Annotated in this window: 19 protein-coding genes and 1 pseudogene; 6 read left to right on the top strand and 14 right to left on the bottom strand. The window is 61.8% G+C overall.

The features are described from left to right. The first annotated feature begins 42 nt into the window (after positions 1–42). Positions 43–657 (top strand): hypothetical protein, encoded by a 615-nt coding sequence (locus A5636_RS26750; protein WP_216638800.1) that lies wholly within the window; start codon positions 43–45, stop codon positions 655–657. Here A5636_RS26750 and A5636_RS02065 read toward each other — a convergent pair. From A5636_RS02065 to A5636_RS02055, 3 genes are read right to left on the bottom strand one after another with little or no spacing between them, the layout of a single operon-like run. Beyond that, a complete protein-coding gene (locus A5636_RS02065; RefSeq protein ID WP_155763500.1) occupies positions 654–1430 on the bottom strand; it encodes a hypothetical protein in 777 nt (258 codons plus the stop codon). The genes A5636_RS26750 and A5636_RS02065 overlap by 4 nt on opposite strands. 28 nt (positions 1431–1458) lie before the next feature. After that, a complete protein-coding gene (locus A5636_RS02060; RefSeq protein ID WP_065157021.1) occupies positions 1459–2358 on the bottom strand; it encodes a hypothetical protein in 900 nt (299 codons plus the stop codon). Position 2359: 1 nt separating this feature from the next. Continuing rightward, a complete protein-coding gene (locus A5636_RS02055) occupies positions 2360–2596 on the bottom strand; it encodes a hypothetical protein (RefSeq protein WP_065157020.1) in 237 nt (78 codons plus the stop codon). Positions 2597–2990: 394 nt separating this feature from the next. On the opposite strand from A5636_RS02055, the pseudogene A5636_RS25175 reads away from it, so the two are divergent. Then, a pseudogene (locus A5636_RS25175) lies at positions 2991–3186 on the top strand (helix-turn-helix domain-containing protein); the annotation flags it as partial. 158 nt (positions 3187–3344) lie between these two features. Here A5636_RS25175 and A5636_RS02050 read toward each other — a convergent pair. Continuing rightward, positions 3345–3902, bottom strand: coding sequence for a type IV toxin-antitoxin system AbiEi family antitoxin domain-containing protein (locus A5636_RS02050; RefSeq protein WP_065157019.1), 558 nt, complete (start codon positions 3900–3902; stop codon positions 3345–3347). Between the two features lie 843 nt (positions 3903–4745). Next, positions 4746–5135 (bottom strand): hypothetical protein, encoded by a 390-nt coding sequence (locus A5636_RS02045; RefSeq protein ID WP_155763499.1) that lies wholly within the window; start codon positions 5133–5135, stop codon positions 4746–4748. A gap of 145 nt (positions 5136–5280) precedes the next feature. Here A5636_RS02045 and A5636_RS02040 point away from each other — a divergent pair, with 145 nt between their 5' ends. Further along, entirely contained in the window at positions 5281–5733 is a 453-nt protein-coding gene (locus A5636_RS02040) for a hypothetical protein (protein ID WP_253900456.1), read from the top strand. Between the two features lie 43 nt (positions 5734–5776). Further along, complete coding sequence (locus A5636_RS27690; protein WP_437339786.1) at positions 5777–5968, top strand: hypothetical protein; 192 nt, start codon at positions 5777–5779, stop codon at positions 5966–5968. A 290-nt stretch (positions 5969–6258) separates the two neighbouring features. Here A5636_RS27690 and A5636_RS02030 read toward each other — a convergent pair whose 3' ends face one another. The 6 genes from A5636_RS02030 to A5636_RS02005 all read right to left on the bottom strand — a co-directional run bounded on the left by A5636_RS02030 (position 6259) and on the right by A5636_RS02005 (position 11621). After that, the gene (locus A5636_RS02030; protein ID WP_065157017.1) at positions 6259–7266 is read right to left on the bottom strand and encodes a hypothetical protein; all 1008 of its coding nucleotides are present in this window, start codon (positions 7264–7266) and stop codon (positions 6259–6261) included. Further along, positions 7263–8609: a Dyp-type peroxidase gene (locus A5636_RS02025; RefSeq protein ID WP_065157016.1), complete on the bottom strand. Its 1347-nt coding sequence runs from the start codon at positions 8607–8609 to the stop codon at positions 7263–7265. The genes A5636_RS02030 and A5636_RS02025 overlap by 4 nt, the downstream gene beginning before the upstream one ends. Continuing rightward, a complete protein-coding gene (locus tag A5636_RS02020) occupies positions 8606–9166 on the bottom strand; it encodes a hypothetical protein (RefSeq protein WP_065157015.1) in 561 nt (186 codons plus the stop codon). Before A5636_RS02020 ends, A5636_RS02025 begins: the two co-directional genes overlap by 4 nt. A gap of 366 nt (positions 9167–9532) precedes the next feature. Beyond that, positions 9533–10252 carry a hypothetical protein gene (locus A5636_RS02015; protein WP_065157014.1) on the bottom strand — a complete coding sequence of 240 codons (720 nt, stop codon included), beginning with the start codon at positions 10250–10252 and terminating at the stop codon, positions 9533–9535. 26 nt (positions 10253–10278) lie between these two features. Then, entirely contained in the window at positions 10279–11211 is a 933-nt protein-coding gene (locus tag A5636_RS02010) for an SAM-dependent methyltransferase (protein WP_065157013.1), read from the bottom strand. After that, positions 11208–11621, bottom strand: a complete 414-nt coding sequence (locus A5636_RS02005) for a limonene-1,2-epoxide hydrolase family protein (RefSeq protein ID WP_065157012.1) — start codon at positions 11619–11621, stop codon at positions 11208–11210. The genes A5636_RS02010 and A5636_RS02005 overlap by 4 nt, the downstream gene beginning before the upstream one ends. A gap of 112 nt (positions 11622–11733) precedes the next feature. Between A5636_RS02005 and A5636_RS02000 the strand changes: the two genes are divergently transcribed. Further along, positions 11734–12360, top strand: a complete 627-nt coding sequence (locus A5636_RS02000) for a TetR/AcrR family transcriptional regulator (protein WP_065157011.1) — start codon at positions 11734–11736, stop codon at positions 12358–12360. Between the two features lie 30 nt (positions 12361–12390). Here A5636_RS02000 and A5636_RS01995 read toward each other — a convergent pair whose 3' ends face one another. From A5636_RS01995 to A5636_RS01985, 3 genes are all read right to left on the bottom strand, one after another. Further along, positions 12391–13896: an MFS transporter gene (locus A5636_RS01995; RefSeq protein WP_081287560.1), complete on the bottom strand. Its 1506-nt coding sequence runs from the start codon at positions 13894–13896 to the stop codon at positions 12391–12393. Positions 13897–14258: 362 nt separating this feature from the next. After that, a complete protein-coding gene (locus A5636_RS01990) occupies positions 14259–15596 on the bottom strand; it encodes a TetR/AcrR family transcriptional regulator (RefSeq protein WP_065157010.1) in 1338 nt (445 codons plus the stop codon). 120 nt (positions 15597–15716) lie between these two features. Then, positions 15717–16310, bottom strand: coding sequence for a nuclear transport factor 2 family protein (locus A5636_RS01985; protein ID WP_301336662.1), 594 nt, complete (start codon positions 16308–16310; stop codon positions 15717–15719). 300 nt (positions 16311–16610) lie between these two features. On the opposite strand from A5636_RS01985, the gene A5636_RS01980 reads away from it, so the two are divergent. Further along, the gene (locus A5636_RS01980) at positions 16611–18251 is read left to right on the top strand and encodes a nitric oxide reductase activation protein NorD (protein WP_081287559.1); all 1641 of its coding nucleotides are present in this window, start codon (positions 16611–16613) and stop codon (positions 18249–18251) included. The last annotated feature ends 115 nt before the right edge of the window (positions 18252–18366 follow it).

Here is an 18366-nt window from a genome sequence, read left to right as displayed (position 1 = left end):
CCGTTTGAGCACAGGCCGCTGGCGTCCAGTGAAGTAGCGGCGTTGCATGACTGGATTGCCCCACAGCGCAACAACCCCGTGTACGCCCTGGCGGTGCTGTTCGCCGCCTACACCGGAGTACGGGCGGCGGAGTTGCAGGGCCTGCAGGTTGGCGATGTAACGCTACCGGACATCCCAGGCACCGTCGGTGCTGTGCGTGTTCGGCGTACTGCCACTAAGAGACAGGGGGAGTGGATTGCCGGCACACCCAAGACCGCCAAGAGTGATCGCGTAGTGCCCCTAGCGACCTGGCTGGCTGACGACCTGCGGGATTACCTGACGACCGTGCACCCTTTCTCGGCGATGAGCACACAAGGCCAGAGGTACATTGCGCACGCACCGCTGTTTCCCGGCAAGCGCACCCGCGCCGGAAGCACCGCTGTGGAGGTGGCGGACTTCAACTGGGCCGGTGGACAAGGCGGGTTGGAAGTAGTTGTGGTACAGGTTGAGCACTACATGCAGGTGTCAAAGTGGTTGGGACATAGCAGCTACGTTCTCACGCTGTCTACCTACGCCGACTACATCCGCGAGGATGACACGGCGGCACCGAAGTTTGGTAGGCCGGTTGCCCAGAGCGCCAATAATGTCGTGTCCTTTGCGTCGAAGCGATCCAGCTAGACTTTTTTCCGCGGCTGTTCCCGTTCCTCTGGGGTGAGCTTGCTGATTATGTGGTCGTGCACTTCGGTTAACTTCCGCCGTTCGTCAGCTCTCTTGTCCTCGCGGCGTTGGTGTTCGCGCTCGCCTGGCAGCGTGTAGACCCAAATGGGCTTTTCGTCATCGCGATAGCCACTGATCGTGCTTGCAATCTTGCCAATTTCACTCGCGATTTGTTTTGACGGTTCGATTTCTGTGAGGCGCAACATGTTCCGAAACATCCCAGGGTTGATCCAGATTCGAGACTTGTAGGGCCGACCCTTGCCCGGCTCGTCATTCATGTTGTCCCGAAACGAGATATCTCCAACGATGTCATCGTCGGATAGTTGATCTGCGTGCTGTTTGCGCTTGACAGCAGAGTCCCACAGCGTTCGCCACTCTTGTCCTGGTGCGAGCATCGGAATGTGGCTGGGCACGTAAAGATTGGAAACGCCGACATCTTCGCCCGTGATCAAGTTGTGGTACGGAGAAACATCTAAGGGCTTCATCTGGATGGCGATGTCGTAAGCCGGTGTCTGACCACAGTTCCTGATCACCACGTCCAGATACTGCCAGTTAGTTGGGTTGTGGTCAGCGAAGCCAACAACATTAGGTTGGGCGACTCTTTCGCGAGTTCTGCGAGCTTCCAGAACTTGGCCGCGTGCAAAACAAGCAGCCGCACCGGCGATGACCGTCGTCAGGCCAGCAAAACCCGCCGCGATACATGTCCCCCAGGCTGCCCAAGCGTCTGCATGCATGTTGAAACCCTATCGATTGGAGGCTTAGCTATTCAAGCCAGATGTGCTGTCCCACTGGCAGTTTGCCGGCAAGCCGATCAACCTTGTTCTGCGGTGTCAACTTGTACGTTAGGCCCATGTGGTGCAACGGATAATCCCACTCGAACCTGATGCGTTTCTCTACGCCGTCCATCTCCCAGCCGATGAAGCTTGGCCGCTGCAGGGATCCACGCAGTGTGTTCCCAGGATTGTTCCACCCCGGCATCCCGCGGCCCGGGTTGAATAGCGTCAGACCAAAACTGACGTGCGCCAGGTCAACTACACCGCCGCCTATCCACGTTTCGTCCTTGTGGACAAAGGGCGCAACGCCCCACCAATGGCTGTTAACAACGTCCTTCGTCTGGAACGGACAGCACCGAACGTCGGTTCTACCTAGTTCACCTGGCACCGTTAGGCCCCAGGTGGACGGCCAAGCTGCCCGATCCAGCAGCAGATCAATCGCCTCCGGCGGAAACGTGACCGACTTGCGTTGTTGAATTGCGAAGTGTCCTGTTACAGCGTGGTTCAGGAACACTTTCAGCACCCACCGCTGCATATCGTCACCGGAGATGGTGATTTGCTCGGCGTCACCCCATTCGCCCGCCCCGGCGTCGTACTGAAGCGCGATGCGACGCAGAAAGGTCGCGAACGCCAGCGCGGCGTCATCCGCAGGGCTGAGCGCGGTGTTGTGCTTCTGGCACAGGATGTTTGCTTTGAAGTTCTTCGGCGTCACTGGGTGACCCACGCCCTTGCCGCTTCTGTGCTGGATTGTGAAATCCGGATCGTTGCTTCCATACAGCTTGATCAGCCCTAGCGACACATAGTGTTCGCCGGAAATCTTGCTGGAGCAGCCACCCCGAGTGTTGGCGTAGCACTTTGGGTGTTGGTAGTCGTCGTCTTCCTGGGTCATGTCAGTCCCGCAGCCGGTACCGAAGTTGGCCGCTATTTGCTTCCACAACACGTCCGTCGTCGCGGATCCGAAACGCCAGCTGTCCGCTGTTGGCGTGTACTACTCTGCCGTCGTCCCTGATGCGGTATTCGGTCATGCCACTGCTGGCATTGCAAACGCGGGCACCCCGCACACGAAACACGGTCTGTCCTGAGTTGGCGTCGCACATGCGGTGGCCGTCCCATTGCTCTTCACTCACGGCTTCGAGGGTCCCACACGGCACTGACAAACTAACCCCGCTCTTGCTTAGACCCCACCTCAGCGCGTGCCCGTGACAGCAGCGTGACAGCGAACTTTCGCGTACACCCCTGCCAGCGGCGTTTGCGAAGCTGGCGAGAAACGACCCGAAATCCAATCGGGAAGGTTTCTGACTAGGGCTTTAGAGGCGAGATTGGGCCGTCGAGCGATCCAATCCGGTTTGCTAGAAACGTAGACCGTCCGACTCATAATCCGTTGGTCGCGGGTTCGAGCCCCGCCCGCCCCACTCTTAACCCCTGAGCTGGGCTTTGGGCTGGATTCTGTTTCCGGCGATGCGCGAAAGTGTTCCGGCTGATGCTTGACAGTTATTTCGGTTGATCCTTGACACTCCCTCCATGAGGGAGTTGACCGGTGGCTGAGCAGCGGTATCAAGCCGTGATGTCAGTGATTGCTGATGGGTTGTCGATTAGTCAGGCGGCGGAGAAGTCGGGGGTGTCGCGGCAAACGCTGCATGCCTGGTTGGCCCGGTATGAGGCAGGGGGCATGGAGGGATTGGTGGATCGGTCGCATCGGCCGGTGTCGTGTCCGCATTAGATGTCGGCGGTGGTGCGAGGTGCGGGTGAGCCGATCCAGGAAAGATTCGAGAGTGTGCCGGATCAGGTACTCCTGCGTCGGTGTGCCAGACCCGCTCTTGGCCGTTGCGGAACGGGCTACCGACTGAATCCGGCGAAACACCGCGTCGCCGACTCTCATCCCAGCATCTCCAATGCCCGTAGGACAGGGGACTTGGTCCGCGGTAGGCGGGAAGCAATGTCCATCAGCTGGGCTGGCTTGCCGCCACGGCGCAACCATTCCCGCAGCGCGTCTCGGGCAAGTTCGTATCCGATCTCGCCGCGCAGCCGGAACGCGTCGGCGATCGACCGCTCGGGAGAGTAGATCCCGATCGTTTGATCTGATCCGGTGATCGCGATCTGTTCACGTCCGATCTCGAATGTGGCCCTGTCGAATTGATGCCATGCGATCGCACCTGTGCTCGTGGGTGTTCTCGACCCCCGTGGGATCGCGATGTCCAGCGCGGCAGGAATCGCGTCGATCAGGTCGTAATGGGCGAGCGCGGATGTTAGGCAAATCGTTGCGTCGGGGCGGCGGGTAGCGGCCTCGATCTGATCCCAATCGGCGGCCGACGCATCCGCGGGTAGGTAGATGCCGCGAGCGATGCGATCCAACCAACCCGCGCGCGCGCCGCGGTAGAGCCCGCTGCGCGACAGGCCGGCTTGGCCCGCAGTGCGCGGCGTCAGGGCCTCCATCCGTCACCTCCTCTTCTCAAGGTTTAATGGTACATAACGTCTACAGATAATCGTATCTGTAGACGTTATGTCTCGAGCTGTGGCAAAGATAGGAACGAGGACAGGCGGGACGTTCAGCATCGTGCGTGGCGTGTGGTAACAGGCTGATTGCGGATAGGTTTTCGCTTGCGATATGGCCGCTCCCACGGTGACAGAGCGCGCTTGGGGTGGCGCAGCAGTCATCGTTTACTCATCGCGAATGACTGAGATAAGCCCCGATCCGCTCGCTTTGTCGGGCTCATTGGGACGGCTAATCCATTGCGGCGCTGAAGGTTACGCAATATGGTGACACGGCAAGATTGTGCCCAGTTTGCTCAAACCTGATTTCCCCTCGCAGGTGCGACACCGTCATCTGGCACCTCCCAACCATCCACCGGTTCTCCGCTGTTCCAGTGGCGGGCCGCCGCCCGGAGATCGGCACGCACCACCGCGCGGCGCTGCACCGGACGACGGTGCCAGTGGCACATCCAACACGAGCAGATGCAGCGGCCGGTGAAGGTGAACTGCCGATAGCAGCGGGAGCCGGCGTCTGCCCAGCCTGGAACGAGGTCAGGAAGGTCACACTCACCGCCAGGGCAGCGGTGAACGGGAGTTACGGCGATTTCACGGCGAGCAATGCGGACGTGGAACGGAGCATGGGCATCGGTACGGGACACGGGAGATCCTCGGAACAGGTAGCCCCACCGAGTCCGCGGATCGCCGCGGGGTGGGGCTATGACATGAACGGAAGACCGCCGGCAGATGTCACTGACGCAATGGGTGATGAGGCCCCTCGGCGGGGACGAGGTTCCGGTCGCTTGACGTTCACTGTCGCCGTGCCTGAGCGCCACGGGTCACGCAGCGCAACGGCTGCGTCGTTTCCCGCAACCCGAACTCTTGCTGCGTCGCTGCGAGTCGGCCATAGATGTGCTCGCGCAATTCGCGCGACATCTCGGGCTCGAAGTGCAGCAGCGCCCGCAGCACCCCGTCTTCGTGGCCGGCTTCCTTCTTCGTGACGGAGTGAATGCTCTCGGCTACCTGGTGCACCGCGCGCCGTAGGTCCACGATCCGGTCCAGCTTCACCTCGTCGCGCTTGGCGGCCGCTGCGGCGATAGAGAGGCCGGCATCCTCGTCGCGCAGCGCGAAGCCGTAGTGACAGTAGGCACGACGCAGCAGGTCGAGGATCTCGTCGTGATGGGGGCTAGGGTCAACCACGTCCGCAAGCGTCGCACAGGCCGGTGACATGTGGAGATTCCGCTGCGGGCAAGCGCAAACTACCAATGGCAATGAGGGGCAGCCACAGCCCGCCGTTAACGCTTCGCAGCCACAAACTCCAAGAACCAACCACCACGGCGTCCGATTGGTCGAGTTCACCCAAGACAACGGTTCCGGCACCAACCCGCCACCATTTGCCCCTTGGGACACCCCGGATGGGACGCCGCCGCCACCGGCCCAGCCCAGCGTCATCCCCCAGTTGGAACAGAGCATGACCGCACCCCCAGCGCCTAAGCCTGGTCTGCCCGCATCGCCGCTGCCGAGCCCTTCGACGACGCCACTTCCGAACCCCGCGGCCGTCGGTCCGGCCCCCGCCGCGCCGGCCAAAGCCCCATGCAGCACGTACGACATGACGAAGGCCCTCCTGGAGCCCGCAGGCGGCATAGTTGGAATCCTGACTGCAGTCCCCGAAGGTGGAACCGGCGTGGGGATTCCTGCCGCGATCGGTCAAATCGCCGTCAGCACCGGGGCCGTCGCTGACGGCATCGACGCCGCGGACAAATGCTCGATTGAGGCAGCGCACTGGAATGATGACTAGCATGCCGAACTCCGGACACGCCAATTACAGGCATGACGCGCGCGTGAAGATGACCTCTCTGTACAGCCCGGCGTTCTTCGCGGCGATGGCTGTGCTCTTCCTGGCTTTGTTTGTGCTGAATGCATGCACCCACGGCACCGCCTTGGGGTTAGTGAGTACCGGGCTCCTCGCAGTGTTGATGGCCTACCGGGCATACCGAGCCTGGTCCACTAGGCGGCGTAGCTCCTTGCGCTGACGCAGCGCCCTGCGGCTTGATCGTGGAACTCGCGCCCGCTCAACCTCCAACGCCCGCGAACCCGCTCCTCGAGATGACAACATTGGTCGACTAAGTCTGCGACCTTGTGGACACACGACGCCAGGGACCAAAGCGCACTTCACATCAGCACAGCCTTTTCAGGGAACGCCCCTGTCCAGCAGGATTTTACGTGCGGTGCGTGCAACGCGTCGTTATGCGCGAACAACCCGAACGTCGGGATTGTTCCGAGTTCAGGTGACTCGCAGTCCCAGGCGACTAAAGGCCGACGGTCATCTCATGGTGGCGAGGTTGCGCCAGAGGTTGCGGAGGCTGTCGGTGCCGCCGAACAGCGTGGTGAAGTGCGTCGAGTCGATGAGCACTATGTCTCCGGCACGGTCGCCGGTTGGCGGCATCCAGATCAAAGCGTTGAACTCGGAGTTGCCGTCGGCGGTGAACGGGTGCGGCCGGTTCGGATCGACGCGTTGTCGGCCCAGAACGCGTAAGCCTTCGCTTTCGGGGACTGTCAATTGGTAGTGCGGAAGGTGCGGGTGAAAGTTGAACGTTGTCACATTGTCGAGCAGCCCAAGCGCATCAAGGTCACGAAATCCTGTCAGCGGTGCGATTTCTCGGGTTCCTTCCACCACCGCCGGACGTAAGCCCCACGTGTTGTGCACCGGCACGGCCAGTGCACTCATCAGGGACCGGGTGTACTGACCAAAGCGCTGCTGGCGCGGTACCAGGGGATCGCCGTGATGGGCGTACTCCACCCGGCGTTGGTCGAAGTCGTCGGTGAAGCCGACATCGTGATGCGGCGCTAGCAGCAGGCACGTGCCTTCACGTTGCAGCCATTGGCTGATCGCCGCGATCTCGGCAGCCGTGGCTTGTTGTTCGGACAGTAAGTGGTCGAGTCCGAAGACCATCAGCGTGTCGGTGTCGTCCAGGATCCGCTCGTCGATCGGCAGCCGATAACCGGCCTGATCGATGCGCTGAAACACCGCTACCGGATGGCCGGTCGCCTCACCCGCGAGGTCCTGAAACGCCAGCGTCGAACGGTGGAATAGCTCCAGGGTTCCGTCGATGCCCTGAAGAAAATGGTCGTGGTCGTACTCGACGGTCTCGTAGCTGGGCCACAACGCGTTTCGCACCTCGGTCATGGTGGAGAACCGGTTGTACATCTCGGCGGGATCGCGCTGCGCTTCCCAAGGGTAGCTCCACGTCCAGTAGATGCTGATCCGTCGGCGGCCGTTGCGGCGACGCGCGATGTGGGTCTGGTTGTACGTACGTGCCTTGGCGCTCATGGCGTTTCACTCAGAGTGGCTAAATAGTTCAGCGCGCGGATGCCAGGGAGGAAGAAATAGGCACCGCCGCGCAAGGTGGTGAATGCCGGTATGCCCTTGTGCACCTTGCGTATCGGTCGTTTCGGAACCGTGAAATCCAGAGTTCCGTCTTGGGTCCCGCAGATCGGGTCGTGCTCGTTGCCGAGCTCGTGAAAGCTTTGGTCGTTGATCCAGACGTTCTGCGCAAACTCGAACTGCCGCACCAGATTCGCGCAGATGATGAAGGCGGCGATGCCGCGTTCCACCCCGTCGTCCGGTGCCCCTTCTGGCAGGGCGGGACCATAGGTCGCGCCGCGGCGGATCATCCGGCGCCGGTTCATGTAATGCGCGGTGTCGCGCGGGTTGAGCCGCCTGGCATGCGAGCCCAACGGGCACGCGTAACCGAATGGGTCCATCTCCTTGTAGTTGAAGTCGTTGTTGCGCATCGGATCAGCGCCCAGTTCCGGGTCGTCGCGGTCGGGCGCGAGAACCAGAGGCGCGCCGCTGCGCCAGCGGCCCATAAACTTGGCGGCCAGAAGCTCTTCGTCTTGCGCGGTCTGGGAGTTCGCCCGTAGGTAGTCGCGGAACAAGGCGACGTGCTCCTCGAGTCGGCGATAAGCCATATAACTGCCGTTGCGTGACAGCGTCTCGGGCTGCGGCAAGTCGGCGACGGGGCCGTTTTCGTCGGGGTAGCCGAGGATGAACTCGCCCGGTTCGAGCGGCTCTCCGGAACCGGGCGTCGGATCCTCGCCGGAGCCCTTTATCACCGGCTGGGACATCCGGTCGCGAAAACCGAAGTGATCGTGGGCGTAGTTGAACGGCGGCGTCGCGTTGAGATCGAGGTGCGAGAGGCTGCGCACTCCGTCGGTGCGGGCTAGCAGCTCGTCATGGTTGGCCATCGACTCGCGGGACTGCTCCTCGGTGCGGGCGAAGAGAATCGCGATGGCATGCAGGTGGTCGTCGGCGAGCCCGCCGAGCCAGTGTTGTGGTGCGGCCGCACCGGTGTCGCCGAGGATGCCCGCACGAGCTGCCATGCCCTCACGGAACGCGTCGGGAAACGTCGCGAGTGCGTCTTGGGGCACCCCGAGTGCGCGCAAGCCCTGCCAGGTAAAGGCCAGCGTGACCCAGCGGTCGGACGTATCGATCGTCGAGCGGGCATTGGCTGCGGACTGGACCTTGTCGAGCAGCGCCGCGAGCCACGCTCGTCCGCCGGACGACGTGTCGAAGGTCAGAAATTCGTAGCGTCCGGTAATGGCCGGCGTGCGCGTCAGGAGGATGTGTTGAATGTCGTCGAACTCGAGTTCGCCGACTTGAGTGCCCGTCACTGCATCTGATCAAGCATGTCGGAGAACGCCGCCTTGAGTCGCAGAGCCTTTTTGATTTCGTCGGCAGTGACATATGGATACTCGCCGTATTCGACGAAGCTGGGCACGTGGTGCTCTCGGACGAACTGCACGAAGCCTTCCGGACGTTCCTTCCAGTCCTCCGGAAATCCCTCCAGGGTCGTGAAAATCGTGTCGATACCCGTCTGGCTGAACAGCTGCACTGCGTCCTCGGTGTACTTGTCGAAGTCCGTGTCGAAGATGCCCTGATACTGGAAGTACAGATCCGAGCCGATATTGAACAACTGCCATCTCAAATAATGCAGTTTGAGCGGAGCCAGCACTTCCGGGTTTGCCGTCACCGCGGCTTCCAGGTTCCTGCCATGCTGACGAATCGTCTCTTCTTGACCGGGCTTCACTTTGGCGATGATGGTGAAGCCGTAGCACGCCGGAGTGCGAGGGAAGACCGGACCATAGCGGCCACGTTCGAGCTCGAAGTACCCACCCGCCGGGATTGCCATCATCGCGGGTGTGGTCCAGTCCTGATCAGGTGCCGCCATTGTGGGTCTCCCTTTGTTACTGCAGGTGAGCGCGACGTTAGCACTCGATCTCGCCGATAGAACCAGTTTCGGACGCGAGCCATCTTGGCCGAGCGGTCACTGACGCGACGGCGACCGGCGCCACAGCGATAAAGTCCCGTCGTCATCGGCGAGCGCGGTTGTCCTCACCGGCGCACGCAGCACGATTGATTGGGGCCAACGATGCCTCGAAGGTGTATATGCATAGATGCAAACGATCAGGAACTTTGTTCGGTAACGTTTTGCGCGCGAAACGAATTGATGTGTTTCGGTGCTACAAGCACATCTCGTCAACATCGACTCTCGGTTATGTGTGAGACACCACCGTGCACCGGTGACCCGGTCGGTTCACTCCTCGACGGCACCCTGGTCTATGGCACGCTTCGCACGCACAGGCGGCCGCGTCGCACGCCGCCGCGGAATGCGCTCGCTGATGCCACTGAGCGAGTTGACCATCCTGTTCAGGGTGTCGACCGCAGACTCAAGGGTGTCGGCGGTGGGCGTCAGCCTCTCCACTGCGGGCTGTAGCCGACTCAGGATTTCGGCGGCCTCGGTGAGTTGCTCAAGCGGTCCATTTTTGGCCAGCAGCTTGTCGACAATGCCGTCCTCGACAAACATCCGCTCGATAATGCCGTCCTCGGCGAACATCCGCTCTAACGGTCCGTCCTCAGCGAGCAGTCGGTCTATGAGCCCACCGGGCGCCAGGATCCGCTCCAGTGAGGAGCTACCTCCCGCGGATACCCGATCGAGTAAACCGCCGGGCGCGTCCAACATATCGACAACCCCACCCGGACGCATCAGCTTGTCTGCTGGCCCGCCGCGGGCCAGAGCGCGGCCCATCGCCCTGTCGCTTTCGGTTAATTCGGCAACTCGGTTCGCGCCTACGATTGCGCCGCGCAACGGAAATAGATCGTTGATCGGGTCCACCGGCTTCGCGCTCTCGTCGCCCAATGATTGCTTCACGGCCCCGAGCGCCATGGCCGCCGCGGCGAGTCCGGCGTCCGCTACCTTGACGCCAGCCCGGACAGGGGCTGTCGCTACGCCGACAATGAGCTCGCTGATATTCACGCGGCAAGTGTATGGCTCAGTGTCGGCTAAGTGGGGCTAATAGTGGGACCAACGCGCACCGCTGTTACCAGTGAGCTAACGGGCGCAACGTCGCGGAGGTCAGGCGGGATTGGCCTGCCTAGGCGCGACATCAAATCGCGGCTGTCCAGGGATTCCACTTTCCACCCGTGCTGGGCCAGCCACGACGCCGTATTGCTGGCATCGTGATTCTTGATGAAGGTCGTGACATCCACGTCTACGCCCAGCGCGTCGTCAATCTCGGCAGCTCCGTCGCGCCAAGCGCTCAGCCGTTCGTCACCGAAATGCTTTGTCGCGTGGTGATATACCTCGGCGGCCAGTCGGCTATCCGGTGCGCTGAGCTCGGTGAGCGTGTCGAACAGTGCGTTGTGCTCGGTCGACGATAGGTAGGGCAGTATTCCCTCGACGAGCCAAGCGGTCGGCAGCGACTTGTCCCATCCCCCTTCCATCAACAGCAGCGGCCAACGTTCATCGTGCAGATCACCAGGAATAGCGCGAAGGTCGGCCAGCGGCGCAGCGCCATGCGCAGTCAAGGCGGCGTCTTTGAACGCCTGGACTGCGGGTTGGTCGATCTCGTACACACGCTTGCCGGTGAGAGGGACTAGGCGATAGGCACGGGCGTCGAGGCCGGCGGCCAAGATGACGAATTGGTTGATTCCTAAACTGGCTGCGTCAGTACAGAATTCGTCGAAGAAAACGGTCCGTGTCGCGACGTACTCCCGGCCGGTTCGCGCAACCCGACGCCCGACAGCATCCTCGGTGCCCATCCACGACAGGTCCCCGGCTGCGATCCGTTGCCATCCCGGTTCGTTGGCCGCCGCCACCAACACCGCCGCAAACTCGTCTTGGATCAGCGGGTCATCCTGTGCCGTTTCTGCCGCCCGTTGAGCAGCGACAGCAAGCGCCGTTGAGCCGAGGTCAGTGTTGATGTCCCAGCTCATGTGGTGGCAGGCACTAGGGCGCTGATGTCTTCGCCCTGAAGGAGTTTGATCGTCAGATTCAGGTCGAAATAGTCGGTCCAGCGAGTGATCCGTCCGTCGTCGTCGACGACGAAGGTTCCCATCACCGGGATGGCCGGCTTGCTTCCGTCAGGAGTCTGGATGTAGTCGAGCCGTTCGGTGAGCACCACGGATCCATCGCTGGCGAGGTTGACGATTTCGAAGGCGTAGGCGTCCGGGAACATCGCGAACTGCGCTGCCATGTTCTCCACGATCGCGTCTGGTCCGGTGAAGGCGGGCATTCCCACGTTCTGATAAACGGCCCCTTCGGCGAGTAATGGACGCAACGCTTCGGCGTCCCGCTGCTCCATCAGGGCGCAGAAGTTGCGGACAACATCGGCTGGCGAAGACATGAGCGAATCCCTTCCGGGGGTGGAGATGACGCCAGCGTTGAGCATCACCTACAGACTGTATGTGATAACCGAGCGTAGGTGACCTACAGGTTGTATGCAATAGGCTGTAGCGGTGCCGAACGGCGACGAGGAGCTAGACACCAAGGCGCGGCGTGCCCAGCAAGCAGAGTCGACGCGCGCCGCGCTGGTGTCCGCCGCCAGACGTCTGTTCGTGGAGAAGGGCTACCACCGTACGGGCACAGAGGAAGTCGTCGCTGAGGCGCGAGTCGGCACACGAGGCGCGCTCTACCATCACTTCGCCGACAAGCAAGCGCTGTTCGAAGCCGTGTTCATCGCGGTGGAAGAGGACCTTGTCATGGCGGCTGCGCAGAGTCTTGCCGATCCCGCGGACGGCGCCCTGAACCAATTGCACCAAGGGTTGATCGGCTTTCTCGACGCTTCACTCACCCCCCACGTTCAGCAGATCCTTCTGATCGACGGGCCGGCGGTGTTGGGCTGGGCGAGGTGGCGCGAACTGGAGAGTGTCTACGGACTGGGGGCCATGCGCGCAATGCTGGAGCGTGCAATCGAAGAGGGCGACATCGCACCCGAACGGCCGGCTGACGTGTTGGCGCACATCCTGCTGGCCGCCGCGAACGAGACGGCACTGTTCATCGCGAATGCACCGGATCAGCAAGCCGCGCGGGACAGGGGAGTGCAGGCATTGAACGTCCTGCTGGATGGACTGCGAGCGAAATAGCCCAGCACAACACCCCTTGCATGCCAGCTCTCATCGAACGCGTCGAACAGAATGACTGCGTTTGGTAGCCAGGCGCCGGATGATGCGCAATTGCCGCCCATCCCGTCCGGGGCCCCAGATAACCACGGCGGCAGCAGAAATCAGTACGACTATTCCGAGCATCAACAGAGACGAATGCATCGCGAGCATGAAGGCGTCCTTCGCGTGCCTGGACAAATCACGTCCTTGCGGACCCATGCGATCAGAGATTGCCAGCGCTTGAGCAAGGGAACCGAGCGCCGGTTCCCTGATAGTCGGTGGCAATGCCGAAATGGAGGAGACGAGGGCGTGGTTGTATCCGGCAGCGAGGATCGAACCGGCGAGAGCGATGCCCAGCGCACCGCCAACCTCCCGAGTCGTGTCGTTGATTGCCGAGGCCACGCCTTGCTTACTCAGCGGGACTGCCCCGGTAATCGCGGTGGTTGATGGCGCATTGCAAATGCCCATCCCGGTACTGAGGACCAACATCGGCCAGGCCAGGTCGAAGTAGGTCGAGTCGACATCGAGCAGGCGCATGCATAACAGTCCTGCTGCCAGGATCGCGAGTCCCGCTGCTACGGAGATACGTAACCCTAGGCGGGGCAGGTACCACTGGGTGAGCGCGGCACAGACGAGTAGCGGGATCGCGAGCGGACACAGCGCGACAGCGGTTTGCAGTGGGCTGTAACCCATCACGAGCTGCATGTACTGCATGATCAAGAAGAAGAATCCGAAAATGGCGAAGAACAATGTCGTCATGCCGATGGACCCGGTCAGCATGTCGGGTCTTCTGAATACACGGATGTCAAGTAATGGATGCTTGCGGCCCAGTTCCACAAAACCGAAAATGATCGCGAGCAGAATGCCACCGGCGAGGCAGCCGTACACGGTGGCGTTGCTCCACCCGCGAAGCGGAGCTTCTATAACGCCGAAGACGAAAACTGCTACCGCAGAACCGATCAGCAGGGCACCCAGCCAATCGATAGGTGTTGCCTCGGGATCCTTCGACGACGGGATGGTGAGGGCCAAGACAAACAGCAGTACCGCTGATCCCACGAATGCCCAGAAGATCGTTTGCCACGGACCGAACTGCGTCAGTATCGCGGTCCCCATGAAGCCGACTATCGCACTCGAAGCGCACACGCCGGCCCAGATGCCAATTGCCTTGTTGCGCTCTTCTTCCGGATAGGCCGCGGTCAACAACGAGAGGGTGGCCGGCAGTATGGCTGCCGCGCCAACTCCTGTCACACCACGCGCAATGATGAGGGACGTTGGGCTGTCGTAATAGATGGGTGCCAGCGACGCGGCGGCGAAGATGACGAGTCCGATCAGGAGGACGGTGCGCCTCCCGTATCGATCCCCTAATGCGCCGGCAGGCAACAGCAGACACGCCATCACCAGCGTGTAGCCATCGACTATCCACGTCAATTGTGATTGTGTCGCAAGGGTTTCCTTCGCGATAGCGCCCAACGCGGCGTTCAGCGCCACCATCGACGAAATGACCAGAAGTACACCCATCGAGCACACGACGAGCAGCCAGAGCCTGGAACGGCCCGATAATAGGGTCGACTCGGCCGGGTCAGCAATAGTTTCGGATTGTTGCTCGTCGACCTCGTCGCTCGTCGCGTCAGTATTCACCGCAGTCTGCGTTCCTGTTCCGTCGCTGCTCGGCCCGATACCTGTGGCTTATCAGTCATTTCGCAGTCGCGGTTGCTGCGTGCGCGCTGATCTCGTCGCCAAGACGAACCTCCAAGTCGGACGGATGGCAACACCCCCCACGTCTACTCGACATGCAAACTGTATGTCACATACAGCATGTATGCAACTCGGCGGCACGCGATTCACGGCCGCGAGAAGCGCGATTTCCAAATGCGCGATCGTCACTTGTCGCGGTGAGCGATTCCCCGCAAGGTTGTGTCTCGGGCGAGCAAAAGCGAATTCCGCGCGCCGATGTTCCGAAGGATGTTTTCGGGGATCCACTGCTCGCCGATAATGCAGCGAGCCAAATGTTCCGCGGGAGTGCTCTCGTCTCGTATCTCGCCCGCGCGAATCCCTTCGGCGAGAAGCGCTTTCATCTGCCGAATTCGGGTGGTGAACGACCATCCCGGAGTGGTCGTGTCGGGAGGCGTTTGGCGCAGCCACGCCAACTGTATGCGGAACTCGTCGGGGAATTGGTCGAGGGCATTGATGTTCAGCCAGCTCAACGCATCCAGTTTCTGGACGGTCGTCGAATCCGACCGGACGATGTCCGTCCACGCACCGCCAACCTTGCGTCCGAACTCGACCATGATCGACAGCAACAGCTCATCCTTGGAGCCGATCATTCGGTATACCGTCCCGGTGCACAACCCAGAGGCTGCGGCGATGTCGCGAATGGTCGTCATCTCATACCCGCGCCGGCCGAATTCGGCGCGCGCCACCGCCCGCAGGTGAGCGGCCTTGAGATCGGTGTCATCAGCGGAGTCCCCCCAACTCTCGATGACGTCCTGCGCCATAGCGAACGCCTGCGACTTGTCGAGTTCGGCGTCGGCAGACGGGTGGATTGCCAGACCCCCCAGCAGGATCCGGCTTTTCAGTTTGGCCAATTCGTCGACGGAGGCGTTATGCCGGACGGGGTCGAGACCGGCGTGCAACATGCTTTGGCAGATGCGATCGGCCAAAGTCGGCAAATCGAAGTCGGTTCGAATATCGCCCCGCCAAACACCCGCCCGAAGCACCTGCAGCATCGCGGCTTGGATCTTGGCCGGCGGGCGCTTAGCCAACTGGACGAGCTCGGGATCGTTGCTGGGACCTTCGTAAAACGACATCTGTAGTGCGGCAAGATGTTCGACCGCGCACCGGGCAATTTCACATGCGAGCGCGCTGACCTGGTCGGATACTGGGCGACGGTCAGGTTCGTCGATGCGATCGAGGGCAAGGTCGCCGATACGGTCCAAATCGGTGTGATAGCGCCGAATAAGCTCGACGAATATGGCTTCTTTCGAATCAAAATGGTGATACAGACTGCCGGCCAGAATGCCCGCGGCATCCGCGATCTGTTGCAACGAAGTCCTCAAACCCGTAGCGGCGACGACCGTGCTTGCCGTCTTCAAGATTTCGGTACGCCGGGTGGCGTCGTCCGATCGTTGGGCGGCTACTGCGGCAAGCTTGGGGTTGCGATGACCTTTTCTGCTCGCCGACCCGCTGCGGGCGGCGCCTCGCTTCACGGTGTCAGTCATCGCCGAGTCCTCCCGTCGCGGGTCCTCTTGATGGCGTGCACGTGGATATGGATACTTCGATTGCAACCCAAGCAGCAACGATGTTGCGATTCGACGCGTTGTGCCGGGTAGCGCGCAGCCTCACGTCGGTGCTGTGGGTCGCGACGCGCGCAGGGGTCGGTCGTAGGAGGGATCGGTTCGGTCATGCGTTGCCACCCTGGCGGTTTCGGCAATGATTGCGACCAGTTCGTCGGTGACGAATGACGTCGACTCGGCATTCCACTCGACAACGCATACGCGGTCGACGATGGCCCAGCGTTTGTCGCGTCGTTCCAGGCGGTCCACGTATCGGCCGCCCGATAGGGTCATATGATTCGCCGGCTCCCGGTCGGTGCCGACGAACAGATAGTAAGTCTCGGCGTGCGCCTCGTCGCCGTCGATCTGCGCGGTGTGGTTAAGCAGGTAGTGCTGATATCTGGTCTGAGTCGAGTGGTAAGCGAACGCCCAATCGATGAACTCGTCGACTTCTCCAATGAAGCCGACGTGATCGTCGATGGCTCCGTCGTGGTATGCCGAACGGAGGAGCTCTCGGTCCCGCCGGTCCATCCCTCGTGCGTACCTTTCTATGCACGCCTTGATCTCGGCGTGAGCCTCGAGACGGGCAACGCGTTCCTGTAGTTCGGCATTCAATTCACTACCTCTTCGTCGGAGGGTGTCGAGCTCAGTCGGCGGCACTAGGCGTCGTCCGACGACGCGTCCTCTGCACTATTGCGTGACGGGAAGAAGGCAACCCCGCACGAACGCCGCGATATTCCCGGTAGATCGCGCACCTCCTGGTCGATGCTTTCGGGTGCCAAATATCTTGAACGAGTGAGGAACTCGCGCCTGAGGTGCCTCCTCGGCACAAGCAGCTGATTGACTCCTACCAGAGCGGACTCTACGGTGAAACAATTATTAGGTCAACAGTGGTCGGAATGCGGAGGGGATAGTCCCGTGGAAGGAGTGGTTGACGACGAGCGACTGCAGTCGCTCGGGATGTTGGCCTCAGCACTCGGCGGGCGTCCGCTAGCCGTGGCCGCAGGAGGCGCAGGTGACCTGTCTTGGACCGACGGGCAGACCGTGTTCGTCGATCCCGCCGCGGAGCCTCGCGCCAATGTCGAAGCGGTGGCCGTGCACGCGTCGATGATCGCGGCGGACAGCTTGACGCGGGATGTCGTCGATCGACTGATACGTCACCCCAAGCTTGCGCGCCGCTACCTTGCCGTCGAAGCACACCGGGCATTGGTTGCCAACGACGATCTGCTACCCGCGACCTTGACTACCTTGGCCGATCGTGAGCTCGCTTCCCTTAGTAGCTCGGCCGCGGGCTCACTCGCCATCGCCGCAGCCAAAGGTGCAGCAGCCGAGCCGCCTCGGAATTTTGGAGTCATCCGGGCTAAGAAACTCGCGGCAAACATCAAGCGTGCGGAGTTGGATGACGCGCAGCCCGGCCACGTCGCGCGCAAAGAAGCGAAGGGCGCATTGGAGGAGCTCGCCGAGGAGGCGGTTGACGACAGCGACGATCCCGACATGTTTACCAGTCCCATCGGCGGTGGTGGCTTCATCGGCAAGTGGCTCAAGAAGATGCTTTCCTCGTCGCGAAAGTCGGGGAACGAGGGTGCCGGCCCACCCGGGGCGGATACCCCGACTCACCGCACGAATTCGGCCAATCGCGGCGCCAACTCGGTGTCGTCGACAGCCTCGAGGTTTGCGGAGGCCGCTGCCGATGTGAAACAGGACGGTGTGAAGTATCCGGAATGGGATGCGACCCGCGGCGCGTATCGTCCCGACTGGTGCACCGTCCGCGAGGTCGAGCCGAAAGTCAAGCCTGCCGCGACACAGCTCATCGAGAGCTCTATCGGGGTGCGGCGGCCTCTGGCGAGGCTCGGCATGAGTCTGCACCGGCGGCACCGTCAGTACCAGGGCGACGACATCGACATCGACGCGGCCGTCGAATCGCGCGTCGAGGTTTTGGCGGGATCGGCGCCCTCCGATGCGGTGTATCTCGACAGCCTCCGGCGGCGGCGCGATCTGTCGGTCCTGCTGTTGTTGGATATCTCGGGCTCGGCTGCGGAGCCTGGGACGCTCGGGCGGACTGTGCATCAACAACAGCGGACGTCTGCGGCCCATCTTGCCGTCGCGCTGCATGACCTGGGCGACCGAGTGTCGTTGTACGGCTACTATTCACAGGGCCGCGCGGCGGTGAGCATGGTGCCGGTCAAACGGTTCGACGACCATCTCGACGCGGGCATATTCAGGCGCTTGAACAGTCTGGAACCTGGCGCATACTCACGCCTGGGTGCGGCTATTCGGCACGGCTCGACCGTGCTTGAGCACCGCGGCGGAACGTCGCGGCGATTGCTTGTCGTGTTGTCCGACGGGCTCGCCTACGATCACGGCTACGAACGTGGCTACGGCGCGGCCGACGCGCGCCGTGCGCTCAACGAGGCTCGGCGTCGCGGGATCGGCTGTGTTTGTCTCACCGTGGGGGCCGGGACGGACGTCGGATCGCTGCGGAGAATTTTCGGCAGCACAGCGCATGCGTCCGTTGGCCGACCCGAACAACTCGCAGGTGTCATCGGTCCGCTGTTCAGGTCCGCCGTGCGGGCCGCCGAAGTGCAAAGACGAGTCTCATGAGAGTCTGCCGTGCGTCGAGTCAGATTGTCCGGCAACGATACTCGCCGACTACCAGTGTCCAGGTCCCACCGCCCACAGTTGAAAACAAACATCTGTTCCGTCTAAGCTGCATAGG

Source organism: Mycobacterium asiaticum (assembly GCF_001673315.1).
Lineage (GTDB): Bacteria > Actinomycetota > Actinomycetes > Mycobacteriales > Mycobacteriaceae > Mycobacterium > Mycobacterium asiaticum_B.
Note: the sequence above shows the minus strand (reverse complement) of the source record. Positions and strands in the feature narration are given on the sequence as shown.

Excerpts from the sequence above, each read along its gene's own strand:
- A5636_RS02065 (WP_155763500.1), bottom strand. The coding sequence starts at position 1,430 with ATGCATGCAGACGCTTGGGCAGCCTGGGGGACATGTATCGCGGCGGGT.
- A5636_RS02060 (WP_065157021.1), bottom strand. The coding sequence starts at position 2,358 with ATGACCCAGGAAGACGACGACTACCAACACCCAAAGTGCTACGCCAAC.
- A5636_RS02050 (WP_065157019.1), bottom strand. The coding sequence starts at position 3,902 with ATGGAGGCCCTGACGCCGCGCACTGCGGGCCAAGCCGGCCTGTCGCGC.
- A5636_RS02030 (WP_065157017.1), bottom strand. The coding sequence starts at position 7,266 with ATGAGCGCCAAGGCACGTACGTACAACCAGACCCACATCGCGCGTCGC.
- A5636_RS02020 (WP_065157015.1), bottom strand. The coding sequence starts at position 9,166 with ATGGCGGCACCTGATCAGGACTGGACCACACCCGCGATGATGGCAATC.
- A5636_RS02010 (WP_065157013.1), bottom strand. The coding sequence starts at position 11,211 with ATGAGCTGGGACATCAACACTGACCTCGGCTCAACGGCGCTTGCTGTC.
- A5636_RS02005 (WP_065157012.1), bottom strand. The coding sequence starts at position 11,621 with ATGTCTTCGCCAGCCGATGTTGTCCGCAACTTCTGCGCCCTGATGGAG.
- A5636_RS01995 (WP_081287560.1), bottom strand. The coding sequence starts at position 13,896 with ATGGGTGTACTTCTGGTCATTTCGTCGATGGTGGCGCTGAACGCCGCG.
- A5636_RS01990 (WP_065157010.1), bottom strand. The coding sequence starts at position 15,596 with ATGACTGACACCGTGAAGCGAGGCGCCGCCCGCAGCGGGTCGGCGAGC.
- A5636_RS01980 (WP_081287559.1), top strand. The coding sequence starts at position 16,611 with ATGTTGGCCTCAGCACTCGGCGGGCGTCCGCTAGCCGTGGCCGCAGGA.